Here is a 23,418-nt window from a genome sequence, read left to right on the forward strand (position 1 = left end):
GTCTCTATTTAACCCTATAGTCGCACAGGACCGCAGCGCCTACAATGGTGGATATATTGCACAGGAGAGCCACTATGACAAACAACAACACCGCCGCCGGCACTTATCAACTCGGCCACCGCCAGGTCAACCGTATCGGCTATGGGGCCATGCAACTGGCGGGGCCGGGCGTATTCGGCCCACCCAAGGATCCCGCCATGTGCCTGCGCGTGCTGCAAGACGCGGTGGCCGCCGGCGTCAACCATATTGATACCTCCGATTTTTATGGGCCGCACATCACCAACCGGCTGATCAAAGACGCGCTCCACCCCTATGCCGCCGATCTGTGTATTGTTACCAAGGTAGGCGCGCGCCGGGATGACAAGGGGGGTTGGCACCCGGCCTCTTCAAAGGAAGAGCTCACTCAAGCGGTCGAAGATAACCTGCGTCATCTTGGGCTGGATGTGATCGAGGTGGTCAACCTGCGCAGTATGCTGGATATCCAGCATCCGGTGGAAGGCTCCCTGGAAGCGCCGCTTACCGCGCTGGCCGAGTTAAAGCAGCGCGGCCTGATTCGCCATATCGGCCTGAGTAACGTCACGCCAACGCAGATAGACGATGCCCGGAAGATCACCCCCATCGCCTGTGTACAGAATTTCTATAATCTCGCTAATCGCCAGGACGACGCCCTCATTGATACGCTTGCCGCCCAGGGTATTCCCCTGGTGCCGTTTTTCCCGCTGGGCGGATTTTCGCCGCTGCAATCCGGGGCGCTCAATGATGTCGCGCGCCGGCTGAATGCCACCCCCATGCAGGTGGCTTTGGCCTGGCTGTTGCAGCGCTCGCCGAATATTTTGCTGATCCCCGGCACGTCGTCGCCGGCGCATCTGCGGGAAAATCTGGCGGCGGCCGAAGTGCGGCTATCGGCGGAAGATGTCGCGCTGCTGGAGCAGTAGGCGGTCGACGGCTAAACGCGGCTTGTGCTTATCTTACTACTGGATAGGTCGTGGGGCGTTTTCACGTTATTGAGCCGCCATGATAAGTTGTATCAAGAGGCAGCGGCAGACTGCTGGCGGCATGTTCCCGGGGCGGAAATGTCGCTTTTATGCCCCGGCGTCCGCCAGGGCATCAAGCTCGGCGTCGCCGAAGCCGGTAACCTGTGATACCGTGGCCCGATCCAGGCCCATGGCCAGCATATTACGGGCGATTTCTTTATCTCGCTCGTTGCGTCCTTTCAATTTCCAGTGCTCTGCGATGGTCATCATCTCCTCCTTGTAGCGTGGCGTATTTCTTCCCAGATTACGGAAAAAAATCTCCGGGTCAAGGCTATTCGCTTCTTGCGCCAGGTAGTGCATCAGGCATACCACCAGCTCTTTGCCGGGAGGCGTCAACTCCAGCAATAAGGCGATATCCCGCAGCCGAAGGTTAATATCCCTGTCCCGGATATGCTTTTGTACATACTCCAGCAACGCCGCTTTACGGTGGGTTTTGATTTCATCGGCGTACTGTAGCGGCGTTATGGTATACAGGATATAAACGCTATTCCGGGGGGAGGGAGGCCGATATAAATTTTGGGGGAGGTGCGCATTTTAATGGAACGCACTTGTTTGTGCCGTTTTATCCTTAAAGCTAATAAGTTTACACCAGCAAAGTAACAGTAGGTTGTTATTAGGAATTTGATATCCGTATTACATTGAAATTTTTTCATCAATCATTGCGTGCTGTTTACGCAGCGTTATTTTCAGCAAAGGGTATTTAAAAAAAGCACAATCCCTCGAATTAAAATACTGCATATTGATTATTCTTAAATTATAGTCCCAGAGTGGCATTACAAACCTTGTGTTGTTTAGTAAGGCCGCTGGGACTTGTTTATCCCATTAGGATTTTCTACGCTTATGTCTGGCTTAGGGTTTTCATTGTTATGCCGCTGAATCCACCAGGGCATCAAGTTCCGCGTCGCTCAAGCCGGTAACCTGTGATACCGTGGCCCGATCCAGGCCCATGGCCAGCATGTTACGGGCGATTTCTTTATCTCGCTCGCTGCGTCCTTCATTTCGTCCTTCCTGTCGTCCTTTCAATACCCAGTGCTCTGCGATGGTCATCATCTCCTCCTTGTAGCGTGGCGTATTTTTTCCCAGATTACGGAAAAAAATCTCCGGGTCAAGGCTATTCGCTTCCTGCGCCAGGTAGTGCATCAGGCATACCACCAGCTCTTTGCCGGGAGGCGCCAACTCCAGCAATAAGGCGATATCCCGCAGCCGAAGGTTAATATCCCTGTCCCGGATATGCTTTTGCACATACTCCAGCAACGCCCCTTTATGTTTGATAATTATTTTTTAAATTAATGCGATAATGCCATTATTTAATAGCTGACTTTCGTCGTTCGATCGGCTTTTTTGATTTTAGTGGGTTTGTCATTTCTTCATCGGTAACACAGACAGTGTTATTCCGCTCGTGTTTTGCCGCGCCGCTCAAGGCGAAGAGTATTATTCATTCTAGCCACATCGGAATAATGGACACAGCGAGCAGAATGCCCAATAAAGCGTTGAGCGCATGCCATTGCGTATCTGTCCGAAGCAGGCGGGCGAGTAGCAAGCCGGCGATGCACCAAAGGGACAGGGAAAGGATCGCCGCCAGCCCGAACGAACCTCCGAGGGTGAGAGCGAGATGAATTGGCCCGGCCGCCAGCGAGGCGAAGGAGGCGGCGGCGCCTAAGGTCATCGCCCAGCCTTTCGGGTTGTGCCAGACCAGCCAGACCGCGCCGAAGAATCCCGTGGGCCTGGCAATGTTCGAATGCAGGTGTGGCGGGCCGCTGCGCGCCATTTTCCATGCGAGCCATAACAGGTAAAGGGTGCCGACGAGCTTCATGGCAAGCTGGAGAGATGGAAACGCCAAAATAACGCTTCCTAGTCCGGCAGCGGCACCGGCGGCCATGGCGGCAAGACCCACCGCGATCCCGCACATCAATGGCAAGGAGCGGCGATAGCCAAAATGGGCGCCGGACGCGGTAGCTAACGTCGTGGCGCCGCCCGGCGTTATCGTCGAGACCATGACAAACAGAACCAATGGCAGAAACTCAGCGATGGACATGCAATTCTCCCCACGCATCTCAAACGTATTGGGGAACTCTATCGCGGCGCCATGCATAATTGAATCTCATATTGTGCATGGCATGCATTACAAGTCATAATGCATGCCATGGCTCGCAATCTCGATATCGTTCTACTTCGCACCTTCGTCGCCGTCGCCGATCACGCCAGCATGACAGCGGCCGGTAATGCTTTGCATCTTACGCAGAGCGCGGTCAGCCAGCAGATTGCCCGGCTGGAGGACTTATCCGGCGCATTATTTATACGTCAGAACAGGGCTCTTCGCCTGACCTCAAACGGAGAGCGGTTCCTGGCAAAGGCAAGGCGCCTTATCACTTTGAATGACGAGCTGTGGGCCGAGATGGCGGAAGGACCCATAGATGGCCTCGTCCGCCTTGGCGCGCCTTATGATCTGGTCGGAACCTGGCTACCTCCGATCCTGAAGGCTTTTTCGCAAGCGTATCCGCAGGTGGATATCAAACTTGTTTGTCTTGCTTCCCCTGAACTGTTGACCGCCATTACTGATGGCGCAATAGATCTCGCCCTGATCGAGGAGCCGGTCGGGACGTCGGGGGGAGAATGCCTGGCGGTGGATCGTCTGGTCTGGGTCGGCGCGAAGGGCGGCGCGGCGTATCTGAAGAACCCGCTTCCGGTTTCCATGGTCGCGGAAACCTGCGCTTTTCGCCCCGTTGTTTTGCAGGCGCTCAGCGCATGCGATCTTGCCTGGCGAACGATGTTCGAGAGCGGCAGCATTGATGCGACACGGGCCACGGTTCAGGCTGATTTGGCGGTAACGGTGTGGCTGGCCTCGACCGTTCCGAACGATCTCAGCATCCTGCCCTTTGGCGAGAACCTGCCCAAACTTCCCCCGTTCGCCATTAATCTTTACCACGCGAAAGGACAGCTTCCACGTGCAGTGAGCGAACTCGCGCAGCAAATACGCCATAGCGTGGGCGTCCCCTCTTACAGAAGCTAAAAAATGTATATGCAATTGATTTAAAAGTTTATTTTCGGGTAATAAACTTACGGCGGCGAATTAACGGGGTTGCGGTTCGCTCTGCGATGATGAGTTGTGGCATTCAGGACTATCCTTGCCCGCTTCTATTCCCCAATCACGCAGCCAGGCGTTGATTTCATCACCGGTCAGATGCAAACCGCTCTCCTGGTAGTGATGCCAAGAGTCGATGGCTTCCCGCTTAAAACTCTCGCGTGCATCCGCCCACTCTTTGACACGCGTTTTAAGCCTGTCGTCGATTTTGAGAGGGATAGCGGGTGTTGACATGATGGCGTCCAACAAAGCAAAAGATGTTATTTTTTCCAAGATTACCTTTCCGTTCTCACTTCCCGATACAAAAACTCGAAAATATCCTCCCCAGCAAATCATCCGAGCTGAATTCCCCGGTAATTTCGCTCAGCGCCTGCTGCGCCAGCCGCAGTTCTTCCGCCAGCAACTCCCCCGCGTAAGCACTTACTAACTGTTCTTTACCCTGTACCAGATGCGCGCCAGCGATATCCAGCGCCTGTAAATGCCGCCGCCTGGCCAGGAACCCGCCCTCAAGGCTGCCGTTAAAGCCCACGCTCTGCTGTAAATGCGCGCGCAGCAGATCAACGCCATCGCCGGACTGGGCGGAAAGGGTAATAAGTGAGTGGCCATTTACTTCGGTGATACCCGGTGCTTCACCGGTCAGGTCGGCCTTATTGCGGATTACCGTCAGCGGCATGGCCGGCGTAAGGCGGGCAATCAGTTCCGGCCACAGCTGGTCAGGGTCGTTAACGGCGGTGCGGGCGCCGTCCACCATCAGCAATACGTGGTCGGCCTGCTCGATTTCCCTCCAGGCGCGTTCAATGCCGATGCGCTCCACTTCGTCGCCGGCTTCGCGCAGGCCGGCGGTGTCGATAATATGCAGCGGCATGCCGTTGAGCAGGATATGTTCGCGCAGCACGTCGCGGGTAGTGCCGGCGATGGCGGTGACGATAGCCGCCTCGCGCCCGGCCAGGGCGTTCAGCAGGCTGGATTTGCCGGCGTTGGGCCGCCCCGCGATGACGACCTTCATGCCCTCGCGCAGCAGGCTGCCCTGGCGGGCCTCTGAGCGTACCTGGCGCAGGTCGTCCATGACGCGGTTAAGGCTGCCTTCGATTTTGCCATCGGAAAGGAAATCAATTTCCTCATCCGGGAAGTCGATGGCCGCTTCGACGTAGATGCGCAAGTTAGTAAGTGCTTCCACCAAATGATGCACGCGCTGGGAAAATACGCCCTGTAATGAGTTTACCGCCGAACGGGCCGCCTGCTCGGAGCTGGCGTCGATTAAGTCGGCAATGGCCTCGGCCTGGGCCAGATCCAGCTTATCATTGAGAAACGCGCGCTCGGAGAACTCTCCCGGACGGGCGATACGCAGCCCTGGCAGGGCCAGGATGCGTTTTAACAGCATATCCAGTATTACCGGGCCGCCGTGGCCCTGCAGCTCCAGCACGTCCTCGCCGGTGAAGGAATGGGGGCCGGGAAAAAACAGTGCGATGCCCTGGTCCAGCGTGGTGCCGTCCACCGCGCGAAACGGCAGGTAATCGGCATAACGGGGCTTGGGCAACGTGCCGAGCACCTGGCGCGCCACCTCCGCGGCCATGGGCCCGGAAACGCGCAGCATGCCTACCCCGCCGCGTCCGGGCGGCGTCGCTTGGGCAACGATGGTATCCATTTGGCTCATACTGTTCTCTCTTCGCGCCGCTGGCGCGCTTAAAAAAACCAAGGCGGTCAGATGACCGCCTTGGCAGGGTTTAGCGTCCGGAAAACCGACTGGGGTTATTTCTTTTTGTCCCGGCTGTGCAGGCCGCGTTTTTCCAGGCCGCGATAAATCAGCTGCTGCTGGATAATGGTCACCATGTTGCTGACGATATAGTACAGCACCAGGCCGGAGGGGAACCACAGGAAGAACACCGTAAAGATGACCGGCATGAAGGTCATCACTTTCTGCTGCATCGGATCGGCGACGGTGGTCGGCGACATCTTCTGAATGAAGAACATCGTGATGCCCATCAGGATCGGCAGGATATAGTACGGGTCCTGGGCGGACAGGTCTTGTATCCACAGGATAAACGGCGCGCCGCGCAGCTCGATGGAGCCCATCAGCATATAGTACAGCGCCAGGAATATCGGCATCTGCACCACCAGCGGCAGGCAGCCGCCCAGCGGATTGACCTTCTCGGATTTATACAGCGCCATCATTTCCTGGCTCATGCGCTGCTTATCGTCGCCGATTTTCTCGCGCATGGCCGCCAGCTTCGGCTGCAGCATGCGCATCTTCGCCATGGAGGTGTACTGCGCCTTGGTCAGCGGGTACATGATGCCACGGACGATAAAGGTGATGACGATGATCGAGAAGCCCCAGTTACCCACATAGCTGTGGATAAACTTCAGCAGCTTAAACAGCGGCTGGCTGATAAACCACAGCCAGCCGTAGTCCACGGTCAAATCCAGATGCGGGGCGATGGCCGCCATCTTGTCCTGGATTTCGGGGCCGACCCATAACGTGGCGTCCAGGGTGCTTTCACCGCCCGGGGCAACGGTGACCGGCGAGGATTTAAACCCCACCGCGGCCTGGCCGTTATCCATATGGGTGGTAAAAAACGTATTGGTGCCCTGGGTGCCCGGGATCCAGGCGGTGGCGAAATATTGTTGCAGCATGGCTACCCAGCCGCCCTGGGTATTGATGCTCAGCGGCCCGTCTTTAATATCGCTGAAGCTGTATTTCTTATATTTGGTGTCACTGGACGAGTAGGCCGCGCCGCGATAGGTGTGCAGGGCAAAGTTGCTGCTGCCGGTATCGCGATGCTTGGGTAAATCGACGGATTGCTTCAGCTGGCCGAACAGGGCCAGTTCAAGCGGCTTATCGCCGGTGTTCTTAACAGCGTACTCGACGCCCACCGCGTAGTCGCCCCGTTTCAGGATAAAGGTCTTGGTGTACACCACGCCGTCGGCGCCGGTGTAGGTCAGCGGCACGCGCAGCTCGCCCTGGTTATCGGCCAGCACATAGGTGTCCTGGTTGATGTTATACAGCGGGCGCTCGCCGTTGGCCGGGTTGTCCGGGCCGTTTTTGCCGGTCAGGCCGCTTTGCGCCTGGTAGACAAACTCGGGGGAGGTTTCCAGCAGGTGGAACGGCTGATCGGAACCCAGTTTATCCGGATAAGTCAGCAGATGGGCCTGCTCGATATCGCCGCCGCGGGTATTGATGGTCAGTGAAAGCACATCGGTTTTCACGTTGATCAGTTGCCCCTGCCCGCTGGCGGGTAGTCCCTGAGTTACTGCTGCGTCACCGGTTGCCGTGTTCGCTGTCTGTTGCGTTGTCGTGACGGCCTGCTGCTGCGGATTGTGGTCCGTCTGCCAGGTCTGCCAGATCATGAAAGACACGAACAGCAGAGCGATGACAAGAAGATTGCGTTGCGAATCCATCTTTAATGTTCTCTGTTATCGTTGGTTTTCGGCGGCACGGGGTCATCGCCACCTGGGTTCAAAGGATGGCATTTTAATACGCGTTTCAATGTCAACCAACTGCCTTTTAACATTCCGAACCGGCGTATCGCCTCAATACCGTACTGCGAGCAACTGGGCTGGAACCGGCAGTGAGATCCCAGCAACGGGCTGATAAACAGTTGATACCCGCGTATCAACCCGATTAACAACCAGGAGACTGGCGACAATGGCGGCGCCATAATTTTTCCAACGCTTCCGTCAAGGCATGGTTATCCAAATCCTGCACCCCTTTCTTGGCGATGACGACAAAATCCATGGCGGGCAGGGCGTGCTGGTGCGTCCGGAAACTTTCGCGGGTAAGCCGCTTGATCCGGTTGCGTTCATGGGCCCGTTTGACATGTTTTTTGGCGACCGTCAGACCGACGCGGGGATGCCCCAGCGTATTCAGGCGGCCGAGGATGGTGATTTGCGGCGTGCCGGCCCGTTGTGGCTGCTGGAAGACGAAAGTAAAATGATTGGGAGTTAACAACCGTAACTCCCTGGGAAATGCTAGCTTAACCACCGGGGGGGTTAGCTTTATTACTTAGAAGATACGGACAGACGTGTACGGCCTTTAGCACGACGACGTGCCAAAACCAGACGACCATTCTTCGTTGCCATACGAGTACGGAAACCGTGGGTACGGTTGCGTTTCAAGACGGACGGTTGGAAAGTGCGTTTCATAGCGATTTATACCTAACAAATGTGTGACTTCACAGTAAACGCGTTTGGCTACTCGGCGTGAAAAAGACCGACGCCTCAATCGCATCAAAGGACAAAGAGGCGGGGATTGTAATAATTGTACAGTCCTGAGTCAATTCTCATCACGTTTTACCCACCTGGATACCCGTGTCCATCCCGGCAACCCCGTCTGAAAATCAAACTTAACCAGACAAGCTGACCAGGTGTCACGCGTAGGGCTGAGAATTATACGGGTTCCGGGGCAAAGCGCAAGGATCTGCCGGGATCAAGCGCATTATTATTAGGATCCCGCGGCGGCGGGCAGTGGTCGGAAATCAGACTATGCTTAATTTCACTGATATAAGAGTTACATTTTATCCAGCGAATGGAGAATCGGTTACACTCTTTCGCGCCCCTGGGAGCCTGTGGATAAAAAGGATCAAAACTGTGTAGAAGAGGAGGATCTTGGACGCGCTTTGCGTTATGATCCGCAGTCCCTGACGGGGATCCTCCGGGGATTTCGTCGCGGTAAACCGTTAAAGGCGGTTCGCGGGCTGCCATCGCGGTAGCCGGTGTCAAAAAGATGATCCTGAATCATACAGTTGTGTTTCTTTTCTTTTGTTGATCTTGTTCGATTGGAGTCCGCCGTGTCACTTTCGCTTTGGCAGCAATGCCTTGCCCGACTACAGGATGAATTACCTGCCACAGAATTCAGTATGTGGATTCGCCCTTTGCAGGCGGAGCTCAACGACAACACGCTGGCGCTATATGCTCCGAATCGTTTTGTCCTGGATTGGGTGCGCGATAAATATCTGAATAATATCAATGGGTTGTTAAACGATTTTTGCGGCACCGATGCGCCTTTGCTGCGTTTTGAAGTCGGCAGCAAGCCGCCGTTATCGGTGGTGGTCGCCCATCAGCAGCCGGTCAGCCATGCCAGCGAGGCGCCGGTGCAGGCGTCCCGTCCCAGGCCCGCGCGGCCAAGCTGGGACAGCTCGCCGGTGCAGCCTGAATTGTCCTACCGTTCAAATTTAAATCCGAAACATAATTTTGATAATTTCGTCGAGGGTAAATCCAACCAGCTGGCGCGCGCGGCGGCGCGGCAGGTGGCGGACAATCCCGGCGGCGCTTATAACCCGCTGTTTTTGTACGGCGGTACCGGCCTGGGCAAGACCCATCTGCTGCAGGCGGTGGGCAACGGCATCATGGCGCGTAAGGCCAATGCCCGGGTGGTGTATATGCATTCCGAGCGTTTTGTGCAGGATATGGTGAAGGCCCTGCAGAACAACGCCATTGAAGAATTTAAACGCTACTATCGCTCCGTCGACGCCCTGCTGATCGATGATATCCAGTTTTTTGCCAATAAAGAGCGTTCGCAGGAAGAGTTTTTCCATACCTTTAATGCGCTTTTGGAAGGTAATCAGCAAATCATCCTGACCTCCGATCGTTATCCCAAGGAGATCAACGGGGTGGAGGATCGTCTGAAATCACGTTTCGGTTGGGGTCTGACGGTCGCGATCGAACCGCCGGAGCTGGAGACCCGCGTGGCGATCCTGATGAAAAAAGCCGACGAGAACGATATCCGCCTGCCGGGGGAAGTGGCTTTTTTTATCGCCAAACGGCTACGCTCCAATGTGCGTGAGCTGGAGGGCGCGCTGAACCGGGTGATCGCCAACGCCAACTTTACCGGCCGCGCCATTACCATCGATTTTGTGCGCGAGGCGTTGCGCGATCTGCTGGCGCTGCAGGAAAAACTGGTCACCATCGATAATATCCAGAAAACCGTGGCGGAATATTATAAAATCAAGGTGGCCGATCTGCTGTCGAAGCGGCGATCCCGCTCCGTGGCGCGTCCGCGGCAGATGGCGATGGCGCTGTCGAAAGAGCTGACCAACCATAGCCTGCCGGAAATCGGCGACGCGTTCGGCGGACGCGATCATACGACGGTGCTGCATGCCTGCCGGAAAATCGAGCAGCTGCGTGAAGAGAGCCACGATATCAAAGAAGATTACTCCAACTTAATCAGAACATTATCTTCCTAAACTATGAAATTTATCGTTGAACGAGAGCATCTGCTTAAACCACTGCAACAGGTCAGCAGCCCGCTGGGCGGCCGTCCCACCCTGCCGATCCTGGGCAATTTGTTATTGCAGGTCGCCGAAGACAGTCTGTTGCTGACCGGCACCGACCTGGAAATGGAGATGGTGGCGAAAGTGGCCCTGTCCCAGCCCCATGAGCCGGGGGCGACCACCGTGCCGGCGCGGAAATTTTTTGATATCTGCCGCGGCCTGCCCGATGGGGCGGAGATCACGGTGATATTGGAAAGCGATCGCATGTTGATCCGCTCCGGGCGCAGCCGTTTTTCGCTGTCGACCCTGCCGGCGACCGATTTTCCCAATCTGGACGACTGGCAGAGCGATGTCGAATTCACCCTGCCCCAGTCCACGCTTAAGCGCCTGATTGAATCGACCCAGTTTTCCATGGCCCATCAGGATGTGCGCTATTACCTCAACGGCATGCTGTTTGAAACCGAAGGCGAAGAGTTGCGTACCGTGGCCACCGACGGCCATCGCCTGGCGGTGTGTTCGATGCCGGTCGGCCAGCAATTGCCCACCCATTCGGTGATCGTGCCGCGTAAAGGGGTCATGGAGCTGGTCAGGATGCTGGACGGCGGCGAAACGCCGCTGAAACTGCAGATAGGCACCAACAATATTCGCGCCAGCGTCGGTGATTATATCTTTACCTCCAAGCTGGTTGACGGACGCTTCCCGGATTATCGCCGCGTATTGCCGAAAAATCCCGATAAAACCCTGGAAGCGGGCTGCGATGTGCTTAAGCAGGCCTTCGCCCGCGCCGCCATTCTCTCCAACGAAAAATTCCGCGGCGTGCGGCTGTACCTCAGCACCGATCAGCTGAAAATTACCGCCAACAATCCCGAACAGGAAGAAGCCGAGGAAATCCTGGACGTTGTTTACCAGGGAACCGAGATGGAAATTGGTTTTAACGTCAGCTACGTACTGGATGTGCTTAACGCCCTGAAAAGCGAAAACGTCCGTTTATTGCTTACCGATGGGGTGTCCAGCGTGCAGATCGAAGACTGCGCCAGCCAGGCGGCAGCATATGTTGTTATGCCGATGCGTCTCTAGAGATGTGGTAAGGTAGTGTGTTAAATGGCCTTGTCCCGCCTGCTTATCCGTGATTTTCGTAATATCGAGTCCGCCGATCTGGCCCTGGCGGCCGATTTTAATTTTCTGGTCGGCGCCAACGGCAGCGGGAAGACCAGCGTGCTGGAAGCCATTTACACCCTCGGGCACGGCCGGGCGTTCCGCAGTTTGCAGATTGGGCGCGTTATCCGCCATGAGCAGCCGGAATTTACCCTCCATGGCCGCATTGACGGCAATACGGCGGACGACCGCCAATCCTCGGTGGGCTTAAGTAAAAGCCGCCAGGGCGATAGCCGGGTGCGCATCGACGGCAGCGACGGCCATAAAATCGCCGAACTGGCCCAACTGCTGCCGATGCAGCTGATTACTCCCGAAGGATTCACCCTGCTTAACGGGGGGCCGAAATACCGTCGCGCCTTTATGGACTGGGGGTGCTTTCATCACGATCCCGATTTTTTCAATGCCTGGAGCAACCTCAAGCGCCTGCTCCGGCAGCGGAATGCGGCGCTGCGCCAGGTCAGCCGGTACGCGCAGCTGCGCGCCTGGGATCAGGAACTGGTGCCCCTGACCGCCAGGATTAGCCAATGGCGCGCCGACTACAGCGCGGCGATAGCGGTGGATATCACCGCCACCTGCGCCCAGTTTTTGCCGGAGTTCCAGCTGGATTTCAGCTTCCAGCGCGGATGGGATCGCGAGAGCGATTACGGCGAGCTGCTGGAGCGTCAGTTTGAGCGCGATCGGGCCTTGACCTATACTGCATCCGGCCCGCATAAAGCGGACTTTCGCATTCGCGCCGACGGGGTGCCGGTGGAGGATATCCTCTCGCGCGGGCAGCTTAAATTATTGATGTGCGCCCTGCGTTTGGCGCAGGGCGAATTTCTCACCCGCCAGAGCGGGCGGCGGTGTCTCTACCTGATAGACGACTTCGCTTCCGAGCTGGATACCGGCCGGCGCCGGTTACTGGCGGAGCGCCTGAAAGCCACCCGGGCACAGGTGTTTGTCAGCGCGCTAAGCGCTGAACAAATCCGTGATATTACGGATGAAAAGGGCAGGATGTTCCAGGTGGAACAAGGTAAAATACGTATTCAATCCGAAGTTTAAAATGAGCGAGAAACGTTGATGTCGAATTCTTATGACTCCTCAAGTATCAAAGTACTCAAAGGACTGGACGCGGTGCGTAAACGCCCAGGGATGTACATCGGTGATACGGATGACGGCACCGGTCTGCACCATATGGTATTCGAGGTTGTGGATAACTCAATTGACGAAGCCCTCGCCGGCCATTGTAAAGAAATCGTGGTTACAATCCACGAAGATAACTCCGTATCGGTCCAGGATGACGGGCGTGGGATCCCCACCGGCATCCATGAAGAAGAAGGCATTTCCGCCGCAGAAGTGATCATGACCGTACTGCATGCCGGCGGTAAGTTCGATGATAACTCGTATAAAGTGTCGGGTGGATTGCACGGCGTGGGTATTTCCGTCGTCAACGCCCTGTCGGAAAAGCTGGAACTGGTGGTGCGGCGCGAAGGCCGCGTCCATGAGCAGACCTACCTGGGCGGGATTCCGCAGGCGCCGCTGGCGGTGGTCGGTGAAACCGACCAGACCGGCACCACCATCCGCTTCTGGCCGAGCTTCGCCACCTTTACCAATAACGTAGAATTTCAATATGAAATCCTGGCCAAGCGCCTGCGCGAACTGTCCTTCCTGAATTCCGGCGTGTCCATCCGCCTGAAGGACAAGCGTAACGATAAAGAAGATCACTTCCACTACCAGGGCGGCATCAAGGCGTTTGTGGAATACCTGAGCAAGAATAAAAACCCGATCCATCCCACCGTGTTTTATTTCTCCACGGAAAAAGACGGTATCGGCGTGGAAATCGCGCTGCAGTGGAACGATGGTTTCCAGGAAAACATTTATTGCTTCACCAACAATATCCCGCAGCGTGACGGCGGTACCCATCTGGTCGGCTTTCGCGCCGCCATGACCCGTACCCTGAATTCGTACATGGATAAAGAAGGCTACAGCAAAAAGGCCAAGGTCAGCGCCACCGGCGACGACGCCCGCGAAGGCCTGATTGCCGTGGTATCGGTGAAAGTGCCCGATCCTAAGTTCTCTTCCCAGACCAAGGACAAACTGGTGTCGTCGGAAGTGAAAACCGCGGTGGAAACCCAGATGAACGAGCGTCTGGTGGCCTATTTGCTGGAAAACCCCACCGACGCCAAAATCGTGGTGGGCAAGATCATCGACGCCGCGCGCGCCCGTGAAGCAGCCCGCAAAGCGCGTGAAATGACCCGCCGCAAAGGCGCGCTGGACCTGGCGGGCCTGCCGGGCAAGCTGGCGGATTGCCAGGAACGCGATCCGGCCTTATCAGAACTGTACCTGGTGGAAGGGGACTCGGCCGGCGGATCCGCCAAGCAGGGCCGTAACCGTAAAAACCAGGCGATTTTGCCGCTGAAGGGCAAGATCCTCAACGTCGAGAAAGCGCGCTTTGACAAGATGCTCTCCTCCCAGGAGGTGGCCACGCTGATTACCGCGCTGGGCTGCGGCATCGGCCGGGATGAATATAATCCCGATAAACTGCGCTATCACAATATCATCATCATGACCGATGCCGACGTCGACGGTTCCCATATCCGTACCCTGCTGCTGACGTTCTTCTATCGTCAGATGCCGGAAATCATCGAGCGCGGCCATGTGTTCATTGCCCAGCCGCCGTTGTATAAGGTGAAAAAAGGCAAGCAGGAACAGTACATCAAGGACGATGACGCCATGGACCAATACCAGATTGCCCTGGCGATGGACGGCGCGGCCCTGCATACCAACGAGCACGCTCCGTCGCTGGCCGGCGCGCCGCTGGAAAGCCTGGTGGCCGAACACTATGCGGTACAGAAAATGATTGGCCGCATGGAACGCCGCTACCCGCGCGCGCTGCTCAATCACCTGATTTACCAGCCTTCGCTCAATGAAGCGGATCTGGCCGACCGGGACCGCGTGACCGCCTGGATTGCCGCGCTGGTGGCGGATTTGAACCAGAACGAAAAGCACGGCAGCAACTACAGTTTTGAAGTTCGTGAAAACCGCGAGCGTCAGCAGTATGAGGCGGTGCTGCGCATCCGTACCCATGGCGTCGATACCGACTATGTGCTTGATTTTGAATTTGTCCATGGCGGCGAATACCGCAAGCTCTGCACCCTGGGTGAAAAACTGCGCGGCCTGGTGGAAGAAGACGCCTTTGTGGAACGCGGCGAACGCCGTTTGACGGTGACCACCTTTGAGCAGGCGCTGGAGTGGCTGGTGAAGGAATCCCGTCGCGGGCTGGCTATCCAGCGCTATAAAGGCCTGGGGGAAATGAACCCGGAGCAATTGTGGGAGACCACCATGGACCCCGAAAGCCGCCGTATGCTGCGTGTCACGGTCAAGGACGCCATTGCCGCCGACCTGCTGTTTACCACGCTGATGGGCGACGCGGTGGAACCACGCCGCGCCTTTATTGAAGAGAATGCCCTGAAGGCGGCCAATATCGATATCTGATATTATGCTAAAGATAAAATGCCCGTGCGCCTTTGGCTGCACGGGTTTTTTTTTGGCATCCGTTATATGCTGCGGTTGTTTTTTGTCTGGGCATTAAAGAATAAATAATATAACAACAACCTTAAAAGAAACAATCTGGGGTTCTATCACATCTTGTATTTACTATTAGTAACGCACATCATAATGAAACGGGTAAGATCTGCGTTTATCTCCAACCAGTCTAACCGTGTCAAATTAATTAAAAATGCATCATTTGTTTCGTTTCCGTTTAATTTAAAATGTCTCATCAGGAGAGCTTATGCAGGTTATAACAGCGTCTGTTTATTACCCCCCTTCCGCCTCTGAACACTCAGCCCTGGAACAGAATCACCCGATGGAAAGAATAATTTATACGGCGGAAAAATACGGTGGTTATGAAAATTTTGAAATGAGCGAATCGTTCAAGCACTATATTAAGCAAACCGAAAATGATTTAACCGCTATTGCGCAAGCTCTGGAATTGTGCGATCAAGTCCGTGTCGATATCATGAGCTTTTGCGAAAAATTAAATCATTATGAAAATTTCAGCGTTGAATCAAAAAAGCTTCTGTACATCAACCTTAACCAATGTTTGCTTAGTTTTAGACAGTTGAATCCCATTTTTTTTTCTACGGCTAACTCTCATATTATAGACGTGTTTGGCGATATCTTTAAAAGTTTAAAAAAAAATCTCGGGGAAGTTTTGACCGCCATCTTACTTGCGGATTCGGCGATTGATGGCTTTAAAGCGGTTAGCGGGCATGTCTACGCCAGAAGGTGCGACATCATTAACACTGTGCTGGCACAACATGTCGAATGCTATCATAAGTATATTGATGATGCCAAAAGGGAGCAATACATTGATGCGTACAAGTATCATTTGACAAAGGCTAAATGGTTATATCAATTTTTATATAAAGATAACAATGTCGGTAAATATATTGAATCCGAGACGGCGCCTTATTTCTTGCCGTTGCTCGACCGACTTAACCGGGCAGTGGACATCGTCAGTGTTATTAAAGACATCGGCAACATGATACGCCGTAAGATAGAGGAGATCCTTAATGAGCCGGGGCATCACCTGGATGTGGGCGGCATGCGGTATTTTAGCGAGTGCGGTCATCAGGCGGTGGAAAAATTTGCGCAATTATCGAGCCCGCCGGTCGATCTCAACACGGTCCTGGCGCGCAATGTGGATAACAATCTGCCCTTCTTACTTAAGGATGCCGATGCTATTTATGGCGCTTTAGCGGAAGCATTGGCGGCGGAAAATAATAAAGAGATTGTATTTCATATTAAGCATGTTCTTATTTTCGGTAGAATTATTGTAAAATCATTTAATGGTTTTTTTTGGGTGGAGTACGAAAGCGTCTTTAGAGGGCCGTTAACCCTGGTGGTATTGTGTTCGGAAAAGGTTCACGGCGTTTTAGACGACGATCTACTCCGCTTTGCTATTATCAATACACCGTCGGAATTGCTGCTCAATAATTTTTGTTTAGACTGGTGCGGCGATCGTTACAGTGTTTTAAATGATTTTATGGAAGAAAATATTTTTGCGTTGTATAAATGGTATTTCATGAATGGAAAGGTAAACCCTCTTAATAAAGATAAAAATGGCAATACCTTTCTTCATGCCGCCGTCTGCCATAATGACGATAATGCGTACGATTATGTGAAGGATAAACTTGATGTTATTATAAATTGTAAAAATAACTTCGGCGTTACCGCCCTGATGCAGGCTGCGGCTAAGGGAGAAACAAAAATGGTGTTGAATTTATTAGACTGTGAGGAAATTGATATACATATCGCCGAAAAAAATGGCTTTACAGCCTTAGGGTTGGCGGTAAAAAACCAACGCAAAGATATCGAGGTAATATTAAAAAGCCATTCTGTCGCAATGAATAGCCGCAAATGGGCGTTAGGATATGCGAGCAATCAAAAATCCACGGCAATGAACCCCCGAATATAGATGCCACGCGCCGGAGAATTCTTTAACCCGCAGCATTCGGCGTGATAAATTGCTATTTTTATAACATCAAATTGAGCTATTATTATATCGTTAGCGCGCTAATCTGAAAGCGGTACGCCACGGCGGTGTTCAGGTCGTGATGATATTATATAACGAGGATAAGATGGCGATAAAACTGATAGCAATTGATATGGACGGGACGCTGCTGAACCCGCAGCATGAGATCACCCCGGCGGTCAGGCAGGCCATAGACGCGGCGCGAAAGAAAGGCGTTTATGTGGCGCTGGCCACCGGCCGGCCTTTTATCGGGGTGCAGCGCTATCTGCTGGAGTTAAATCTGCTTGGCGAAGGACAATACTGCATCACCAATAACGGCGCCTTGGTGCAGAAAACGGTAAACGGTGAATGCATATCGCAGACCACGCTCGATATCAACGATTACCGCTATCTGGAGGCGCTGTCGCGACAACTGAACGTCCATTTTCACGCGCTGGACTTCGATACCCTCTATACCGCTAATCGGGATATCAGCCCTTATACGGTCCATGAAGCCTATCTAACCGGTATGCCGTTTAAATTCCGCCGCGTGGATGAAATGGACCCCGCCATGCGCTTTCCGAAGGTGATGATGATTGACCCGCCGGCCATCCTGGACCGTGCGATCAGCCACATTCCCGCGCAGGCGTATGAGCGCTACACCATTATGAAAAGCGCCGAATACTATCTGGAATTGCTGAATAAACAGGCGAATAAAGGCGAGGGCGTTAAAGCGCTGGCGGAGCATCTGCACCTGACGGCGGACGAGGTCATGACCATTGGCGATCAGGCCAACGACCTGGCGATGATTAACTACGCCGGTACCGGCGTCGCCATGGGCAATGCCATCGACGAGATCAAGGCGGCCAGCCAGTTTGTTACCAAGACCAACAGAGAAGACGGCGTGGCGGTGGCCATACGGAAATGGGTTCTGGAAAGTTAATCTCTCTCTGACAAAAAAAGACGAGACGCTGATACGTACGTATCAGCGCTCTTTATCAAGTATAATATCAGCGGGCAATGCCGATTTTACACGGTCAACCTGGGTAACTAGGACTAGCCTTCTTCTGGTCTGCGGTATTACATTGAGGCATTGTATACAGCAGGGGAAGAAATATTTCTTTTCATGACAATCATAGTGTTGACTTTTTGGTCATTTTCTGTTTTCACAATATCCAGGGCGGAATGGTTTTCATTGTCTTTCAAGTCGAGTCGTATGTTAGGATGAGTCAATAAAGATTCTACGGTCTTGTAATATCTTACCTTCGTAATATATTTATAAGATGTCATGGCATAATGTAAGGCCGTTTTACCTTCATGATCTTGAGTGTTTATATCAAGATTAACATTTTTAAGAAGCATATCGAGTATCTCAAAATACTCAGAATCGCTAATATCATTTGCCCAAATGTAATTTATGCAATGATTTATAAGGGCTGATCTGCCAAAGCCATCTTTTATATTTATATCGATATCATCACGTTCAAGTAATGATTTAACAAAGTCAAAATGACCGCAGATTGCTTTACTGAGTATCGTGCCACCATTGCTGTCTTTTTGGTTGATATCTGGCGGTGGCGCATTTTCTAAAACAAATTTCGCTATCATTTCGTTGCTTTGATTAAGTGCATTGAGTAGAGAGGTATAATCGTTGCGGTACAACTCGTTTTTATGCGTTTTCCCAATAACACTTTTCACTATATCAAAATTACCGCTTCGCACTGCTAACGATAATGCGCTTTCCCCCTCGTTATTAGTTAAATAAATATTTATTGGCTGATGCGCCAGTAGAGAATCTATCACCTCAAGATTGCTTGCACGGACTGCCAACATTAGCGCCGTATTTCCCTCTTTGTCTTTTTTATTGACATCGATCCCAGCGTCTAGCAGAAAAAAATTTATATTTTTCAATCGGTTATTTGAAACCGCCAGCATCAGTGCGGAAGCGCCATCCTCGGTCCGATAGTTTTTATATTTTTTTTCGTGACTTAATATCGCTGATAAAATTTCTGGATGATCTACACTAGCAGCGTGCAACAAGAAGGGTAAGCCATGAAATAGAATAAAATTGAACTTATTACCAATAATAGTCAATAAATCTATGACGGCGTTTGTTGCTCCGCAATAAATAGCTGCAAACATAGCATGATGACACATCTCCGTTGTAAGATTTTCACATTGAAGGAATTCATGAATGGTTTCATTGTCATGATGCTTGATAGCGTAAATTAACCTAAGGGCCAGGTTATCATAATTCATCTTTAAATGAAGTTCATACTTACGCTCGAATGCTTTCTTGGCAAGATATATCTTTTTATTTTCAATTTGATTGAAAACGATGTTATTATCATTTATCCACGCTCTGTCTAAATGATGTACAATTATATTGTCCGATGTGTTTTTAATTGCTATTATTAGGTGGCGGTCCGGTAGTTTGCCTGTGAAATTATGTTCAATTAAGGTTTTAAGCGACACGGGTTGTTTTGATCGATCAGATTTAAATTCAAGCCATAATATGTCTTCAAATGATTTTATATAGACTTTATCGTTTTCCCAAAGGGTAGAGATATCTATCTGTTTATTGAATAAACCGTTAAGGTAAAAATACTCCGTTAGTTCTGCCATAATAAAATTATTATCATTATTTCCAACAATATTTGGTAATATTTTTGAAGGGGCTTGATACTCTGTCTCTATTGGCATTCCGCACCAGTAACGAATATTGTTGGTAAAGCATCTCAGGGGGCTGATTTCATGTTTTTTTTCAGCTGCATTCGCAGCACCTAGCTGTTGAATAATGGAAGATATAGTCAGTTTTTTGTTTAATAAACTGACTAAATTAGATACATCCTTTTTAATGGGATCAGATCCGTCAAGATATGAAAATTGTGGCGAAGGAAAGTATTTCCCATATTCTGTTTTTTGAAGAATATAATAATATTCGTCTAGCCGAGGGTCTGTCTCTGCAGACGCTTTTGATTCTTTGTCGGATTCTGAAATGTAATTGATTAACAACGTGTGGCAAATCTGTGATGTTGCGTAAAATATCTCTTTATTAATATTCGCGGTCAGTTCATCGGTTGAATCCAATGCACACTGTTCATAAACATATTTTATGGTGGTTATAGCGGTGCCCACATCTCCATCCAGGCACCCCATCATCTTAGCCACCGCATCTTTTATTTTTTGTGGCGGATTCACTTTTGCCAAGGCCACTAAAGATGAAATATAGCCGTTAAGATGTCGATAAATGTATTCCTTATCCCCTGGACACAAGTAGGATGATTCGCCTATTTTTTTTTCAAAAGTGGCTATTTTTTCCTCATAGTCCTTACCAAAGCCTATTTCATCGGCTAAAATACGAAGTGAACCTATTGCATTTATAATGCAAACATAATGATATCTTTTACCATAGTATTGTAGACTACCATGCAATAATTCATCATAAGCCAGGTGCTTTGCTAACTCTTCCGAATTGTCGTCTAAGCTGCTAACGGAGGGGTAATGCCTCCATTGACAGACTATATCAGTAATGTGCATAAATGACCTTTAATTTAAATTGCAGATCATAACATTTGAAGCTAAATAACCCTGAAACAGTAATTAAATAGAGTTCAAGTTGGTGCTGAATAACTGCGATGGGCATGTTGTTTAATTATAGAAACCGGGGTTCTGGCTGATAAGCGGCGCAGCGAAGCTTGGGGGAGAAGGCATGCCAAGTAAATGATTTTATAGTTAACAATATCCGCCCCAATAAAGAGGCGGCCAAAAAGAGGGCGAGGATCGCCTTAGTCGTTAAAAAAAGTCTGCTTAAGCGCCAGCTCGACGCCACGCACTTCCGCCAATCCGCGCAGCCGTCCGATAGCCGAATAACCGGGATTGGTTTTTTTCTTTAAATCATCCAGCATCTGGTGGCCATGGTCCGGGCGCATGGGAATGGCGCGGGTATTGCCCTGTTTGCGCCGGCGCTGCTCTTCGGCCAGGATGACTTTAACCACGCCTACCATATCCACGTCGCCGTCCAGGTGATCGGCCTCGTGGAAGCTTTTCGGGTTTTCCTCCCGGCGGGTGGCGCGCAGGTGGGCAAAATGGATGCGGTCGGCAAAGGTTTCGGCCATCTTAACCAGATCGTTATCGGCGCGCACGCCGTAGGAACCGGTGCACATGCAAAAGCCGTTATTGATGCTGTCGACGGTCTCTTTCAGCCATTGCATATCCTCGATGGTGGAGACAATGCGCGGCAGGCCGAGGATCGGACGCGGCGGATCGTCCGGGTGTACCGCCATCACGATGCCGGATTCCTGCGCCGCCGGCACGATGGCCTTGAGGAATTCGGCCATATGTTCGCGCAGTTTGGCTTTATCGATGCCGTCGTAGCGCGCCAGCTGCTCCAGGAACTGTTCCAGCGTGTAGCCTTCCTCGGCGCCCGGCAGGCCGGCGATGATATTGGCGGTCAGCTGGTCGATTTGTTCCTGGCTCATGGCGGCAAAATACTCCGCCGCCTGGCGCTGCTCATCGGCGTTATAGTCCTCTTTGGCGCCCGGACGCTTGAGGATATGCAGTTCAAATGCCGCGAAGGCGATAGCGTCGAAGCGCAGCGCCCGGGATCCGTCGGGCATCGGGTAGGCCAGATCGGTGCGGGTCCAGTCCAGTATCGGCATAAAGTTGTAGCAAACGGTGTCGATGCCGCAGGCGCCCAGGTTGCGCAGGGACTGCTGGTAATTGGCGATATACTGGCGGTAATTGCCGGTGTGGGTCTTGATATCCTCATGCACCGGGACGCTTTCCACCACCGACCATACCAGTCCTTTTTCCGCCAGGATGGCCTGGCGTTTCTTGATTTCCTCGACGGTCCAGATTTCGCCGTTGGGAATATGGTGCAGGGCGGTAACGATACCGGTGGCTCCCGCCTGGCGGGCGTCGTCCAGCGATACCGGATCGTTAGGGCCGTACCAGCGCCATGTATGTTCCATAATTCACTCCTTGCTGTTTAACGTAGCGGTGCGTAGCCGGGCTTTGAGCCGCAAAGGGCTACGCAGCGGATTGTTCTTCAATCGGATTTTTGACGATAAAGAAATAAGATAACGCGCCGGCGAAAGTGACGCATGAACAAATAATCAAGGCCAGATTAAACGAGTGGGTGGTATCTACCACCCAGCCGGTCACAATTGGCGCAAAAGAGGCGCAGATAAAGCTGCCGAAGTTCTGGATGCTGCTTACCGACGCCACCATGCGCGAGGGCGCCATGACCTGCACCAGCCCCCAGGCGGAGGTACCGGCGAAATGGATAAAAAACAGCGCCAGGCTGATAAAGGCCACCGCCATGGTGGTGGACGTGGATTGTACCACCAGCAGGGTGCAGGCGGCGGAGCACACCAGGCCAAAGCAGATCAGCGTCTTGCGGCTTTTAATCAGGGAATAGCCTTTCTTGGCCAGCCGGTCGGCCACCACGCCGTTGACCAGCATGCCGATGGAGCCGAACAGGAAGGGGATTGCCGCCACCCAGCCGGTATTGGCCAGGCTTAGCCCGCGTTCGGCCTGCAGGTAGCCCGGCAGCCAGGACAAATACAGCCAGCCGGTATAGTTCACGCCGCTGAAACCCAGGATCATGCCCCATACCGTGCGGCGTTTAAACAGCGCGCCCCATTCGCCGAAGGACAGGCGGGTGACGTTGCGCGGCGTGGCGGAAGCATCCAGGTATTGCTGCTCCTCGGCGGTAAGCGGAAAGCGCTCACGGTTGCGATACCAGACGCACCAGCATAACGCGATGACAATGCCGGCGACGCCAATCATCACAAACATGGTGCGCCAGCCGAACGCCAGCAGGAGCGCAACCAGGATCGGCGGGGCAAAAGCTTGCCCGAGGGTGGTGGAGGAATTGAATATGCCCACCGGCACGCCGCGTTCCCTGGGATGGAACCAGTCGCCGATCACCTTTACACCGCTGGGCATAAACGGCGCTTCGCCGATGCCAAGGCCGATGCGCAGCATAATAAAATGGGAAAATGAATTCACCGAACCGGCCAGCGCCTGCATCAGCGACCAAAAGAACAGGCCGCCGCCAAGCACGATGCGCGGGCCAAAGCGGTCGAGCAGGATACCGCTGGGCAATTGGGCTATGCCGTAGGATAACGAAAAGGCCGACAGCAAGACGCCGAATTCGGTGGCGGATAATCCCAGATCGCCGCGGATCGCCTGGTTGGCGACGGACAGCGAGCCGCGATCGAGAAAGTTAATGATCCCGGCGATAAATAATAAAATCAGCGAGACCGTTTGGATCTTTTTGATCCGGGCCGTTTTTTGCAGCGGCTGCAATTGATCAAGGGCAATGGTGGGCATACAAGGATCCTCACAGCGATTTTTTTGTTGTCTTATTGACCCTGTAAGAGAATCACTTCACGATGGTTACAGGGAAAAGGACTGAAGGTCTGGTGGTCAGGCCAC

Annotated in this window: 20 protein-coding genes; 8 read left to right on the forward strand and 12 right to left on the reverse strand. The window is 52.7% G+C overall.

From position 1 onward, the window contains the following. Positions 1 to 74: 74 nt before the first annotated feature. Complete coding sequence (locus ABUK12_RS16820) at positions 75 to 935, forward strand: aldo/keto reductase family oxidoreductase (protein ID WP_410012925.1); 861 nt, start codon at positions 75 to 77, stop codon at positions 933 to 935. 147 nt (positions 936 to 1,082) lie between these two features. On the opposite strand, the gene ABUK12_RS16825 is transcribed toward ABUK12_RS16820, so the two are convergent. The 3 genes from ABUK12_RS16825 to ABUK12_RS16835 form a co-directional block, all read right to left on the reverse strand. Next, positions 1,083 to 1,448, reverse strand: a complete 366-nt coding sequence (locus ABUK12_RS16825; RefSeq protein ID WP_410012926.1) for a hypothetical protein — start codon at positions 1,446 to 1,448, stop codon at positions 1,083 to 1,085. A gap of 450 nt (positions 1,449 to 1,898) precedes the next feature. Further along, the gene (locus ABUK12_RS16830; RefSeq protein ID WP_410012927.1) at positions 1,899 to 2,276 is read right to left on the reverse strand and encodes an Rpn family recombination-promoting nuclease/putative transposase; all 378 of its coding nucleotides are present in this window, start codon (positions 2,274 to 2,276) and stop codon (positions 1,899 to 1,901) included. 193 nt (positions 2,277 to 2,469) lie between these two features. Next, positions 2,470 to 3,069 (reverse strand): LysE family translocator, encoded by a 600-nt coding sequence (locus ABUK12_RS16835; protein WP_410012928.1) that lies wholly within the window; start codon positions 3,067 to 3,069, stop codon positions 2,470 to 2,472. 108 nt (positions 3,070 to 3,177) lie between these two features. Here ABUK12_RS16835 and ABUK12_RS16840 point away from each other — a divergent pair, with 108 nt between their 5' ends. Further along, entirely contained in the window at positions 3,178 to 4,044 is an 867-nt protein-coding gene (locus ABUK12_RS16840) for a LysR substrate-binding domain-containing protein (RefSeq protein WP_410012929.1), read from the forward strand. Between the two features lie 60 nt (positions 4,045 to 4,104). On the opposite strand, the gene ABUK12_RS16845 is transcribed toward ABUK12_RS16840, so the two are convergent. From ABUK12_RS16845 to rpmH, 6 genes are all read right to left on the reverse strand, one after another. Beyond that, positions 4,105 to 4,389: a CopG family transcriptional regulator gene (locus tag ABUK12_RS16845; RefSeq protein WP_410012930.1), complete on the reverse strand. Its 285-nt coding sequence runs from the start codon at positions 4,387 to 4,389 to the stop codon at positions 4,105 to 4,107. A gap of 16 nt (positions 4,390 to 4,405) precedes the next feature. Then, positions 4,406 to 5,770, reverse strand: coding sequence for a tRNA uridine-5-carboxymethylaminomethyl(34) synthesis GTPase MnmE (gene mnmE / locus ABUK12_RS16850; protein WP_410012931.1), 1,365 nt, complete (start codon positions 5,768 to 5,770; stop codon positions 4,406 to 4,408). 95 nt (positions 5,771 to 5,865) lie between these two features. Further along, positions 5,866 to 7,512, reverse strand: coding sequence for a membrane protein insertase YidC (yidC, locus tag ABUK12_RS16855; protein WP_410012932.1), 1,647 nt, complete (start codon positions 7,510 to 7,512; stop codon positions 5,866 to 5,868). 2 nt (positions 7,513 to 7,514) lie between these two features. After that, the gene (yidD, locus tag ABUK12_RS16860; RefSeq protein WP_410012933.1) at positions 7,515 to 7,772 is read right to left on the reverse strand and encodes a membrane protein insertion efficiency factor YidD; all 258 of its coding nucleotides are present in this window, start codon (positions 7,770 to 7,772) and stop codon (positions 7,515 to 7,517) included. After that, positions 7,736 to 8,095 carry a ribonuclease P protein component gene (gene rnpA, locus ABUK12_RS16865; RefSeq protein ID WP_162368594.1) on the reverse strand — a complete coding sequence of 120 codons (360 nt, stop codon included), beginning with the start codon at positions 8,093 to 8,095 and terminating at the stop codon, positions 7,736 to 7,738. Before rnpA ends, yidD begins: the two co-directional genes overlap by 37 nt. Before the next feature lie 17 nt (positions 8,096 to 8,112). Beyond that, positions 8,113 to 8,256 (reverse strand): 50S ribosomal protein L34, encoded by a 144-nt coding sequence (rpmH, locus tag ABUK12_RS16870; RefSeq protein ID WP_162368595.1) that lies wholly within the window; start codon positions 8,254 to 8,256, stop codon positions 8,113 to 8,115. Between the two features lie 644 nt (positions 8,257 to 8,900). On the opposite strand from rpmH, the gene dnaA reads away from it, so the two are divergent. The 6 genes from dnaA to yidA all read left to right on the forward strand — a co-directional run bounded on the left by dnaA (position 8,901) and on the right by yidA (position 17,917). Continuing rightward, positions 8,901 to 10,295: a chromosomal replication initiator protein DnaA gene (gene dnaA / locus ABUK12_RS16875; RefSeq protein ID WP_410012934.1), complete on the forward strand. Its 1,395-nt coding sequence runs from the start codon at positions 8,901 to 8,903 to the stop codon at positions 10,293 to 10,295. Positions 10,296 to 10,298: 3 nt separating this feature from the next. Next, a complete protein-coding gene (gene dnaN / locus ABUK12_RS16880; protein WP_410012935.1) occupies positions 10,299 to 11,399 on the forward strand; it encodes a DNA polymerase III subunit beta in 1,101 nt (366 codons plus the stop codon). Between the two features lie 24 nt (positions 11,400 to 11,423). Continuing rightward, entirely contained in the window at positions 11,424 to 12,518 is a 1,095-nt protein-coding gene (gene recF / locus ABUK12_RS16885; RefSeq protein ID WP_410012936.1) for a DNA replication/repair protein RecF, read from the forward strand. Between the two features lie 18 nt (positions 12,519 to 12,536). Then, positions 12,537 to 14,951, forward strand: a complete 2,415-nt coding sequence (gyrB, locus tag ABUK12_RS16890; RefSeq protein ID WP_410012937.1) for a DNA topoisomerase (ATP-hydrolyzing) subunit B — start codon at positions 12,537 to 12,539, stop codon at positions 14,949 to 14,951. Between the two features lie 298 nt (positions 14,952 to 15,249). Beyond that, a complete protein-coding gene (locus tag ABUK12_RS16895; RefSeq protein WP_410012938.1) occupies positions 15,250 to 16,938 on the forward strand; it encodes an ankyrin repeat domain-containing protein in 1,689 nt (562 codons plus the stop codon). Positions 16,939 to 17,101: 163 nt separating this feature from the next. Then, a complete protein-coding gene (yidA, locus tag ABUK12_RS16900) occupies positions 17,102 to 17,917 on the forward strand; it encodes a sugar-phosphatase (RefSeq protein WP_410016681.1) in 816 nt (271 codons plus the stop codon). Positions 17,918 to 18,054: 137 nt separating this feature from the next. On the opposite strand, the gene ABUK12_RS16905 is transcribed toward yidA, so the two are convergent. The 3 genes from ABUK12_RS16905 to ABUK12_RS16915 all read right to left on the reverse strand — a co-directional run bounded on the left by ABUK12_RS16905 (position 18,055) and on the right by ABUK12_RS16915 (position 23,313). Beyond that, positions 18,055 to 20,514 carry an ankyrin repeat domain-containing protein gene (locus tag ABUK12_RS16905; protein ID WP_410012939.1) on the reverse strand — a complete coding sequence of 820 codons (2,460 nt, stop codon included), beginning with the start codon at positions 20,512 to 20,514 and terminating at the stop codon, positions 18,055 to 18,057. A gap of 248 nt (positions 20,515 to 20,762) precedes the next feature. Further along, entirely contained in the window at positions 20,763 to 21,947 is a 1,185-nt protein-coding gene (gene uxuA, locus ABUK12_RS16910) for a mannonate dehydratase (protein ID WP_410012940.1), read from the reverse strand. Between the two features lie 58 nt (positions 21,948 to 22,005). Then, positions 22,006 to 23,313 carry an MFS transporter gene (locus ABUK12_RS16915; protein ID WP_410012941.1) on the reverse strand — a complete coding sequence of 436 codons (1,308 nt, stop codon included), beginning with the start codon at positions 23,311 to 23,313 and terminating at the stop codon, positions 22,006 to 22,008. Positions 23,314 to 23,418 lie beyond the last annotated feature (105 nt).

It is taken from the genome of Sodalis sp. C49, assembly GCF_046352915.1.
Taxonomy (GTDB): Bacteria; Pseudomonadota; Gammaproteobacteria; order Enterobacterales; family Enterobacteriaceae; genus Acerihabitans.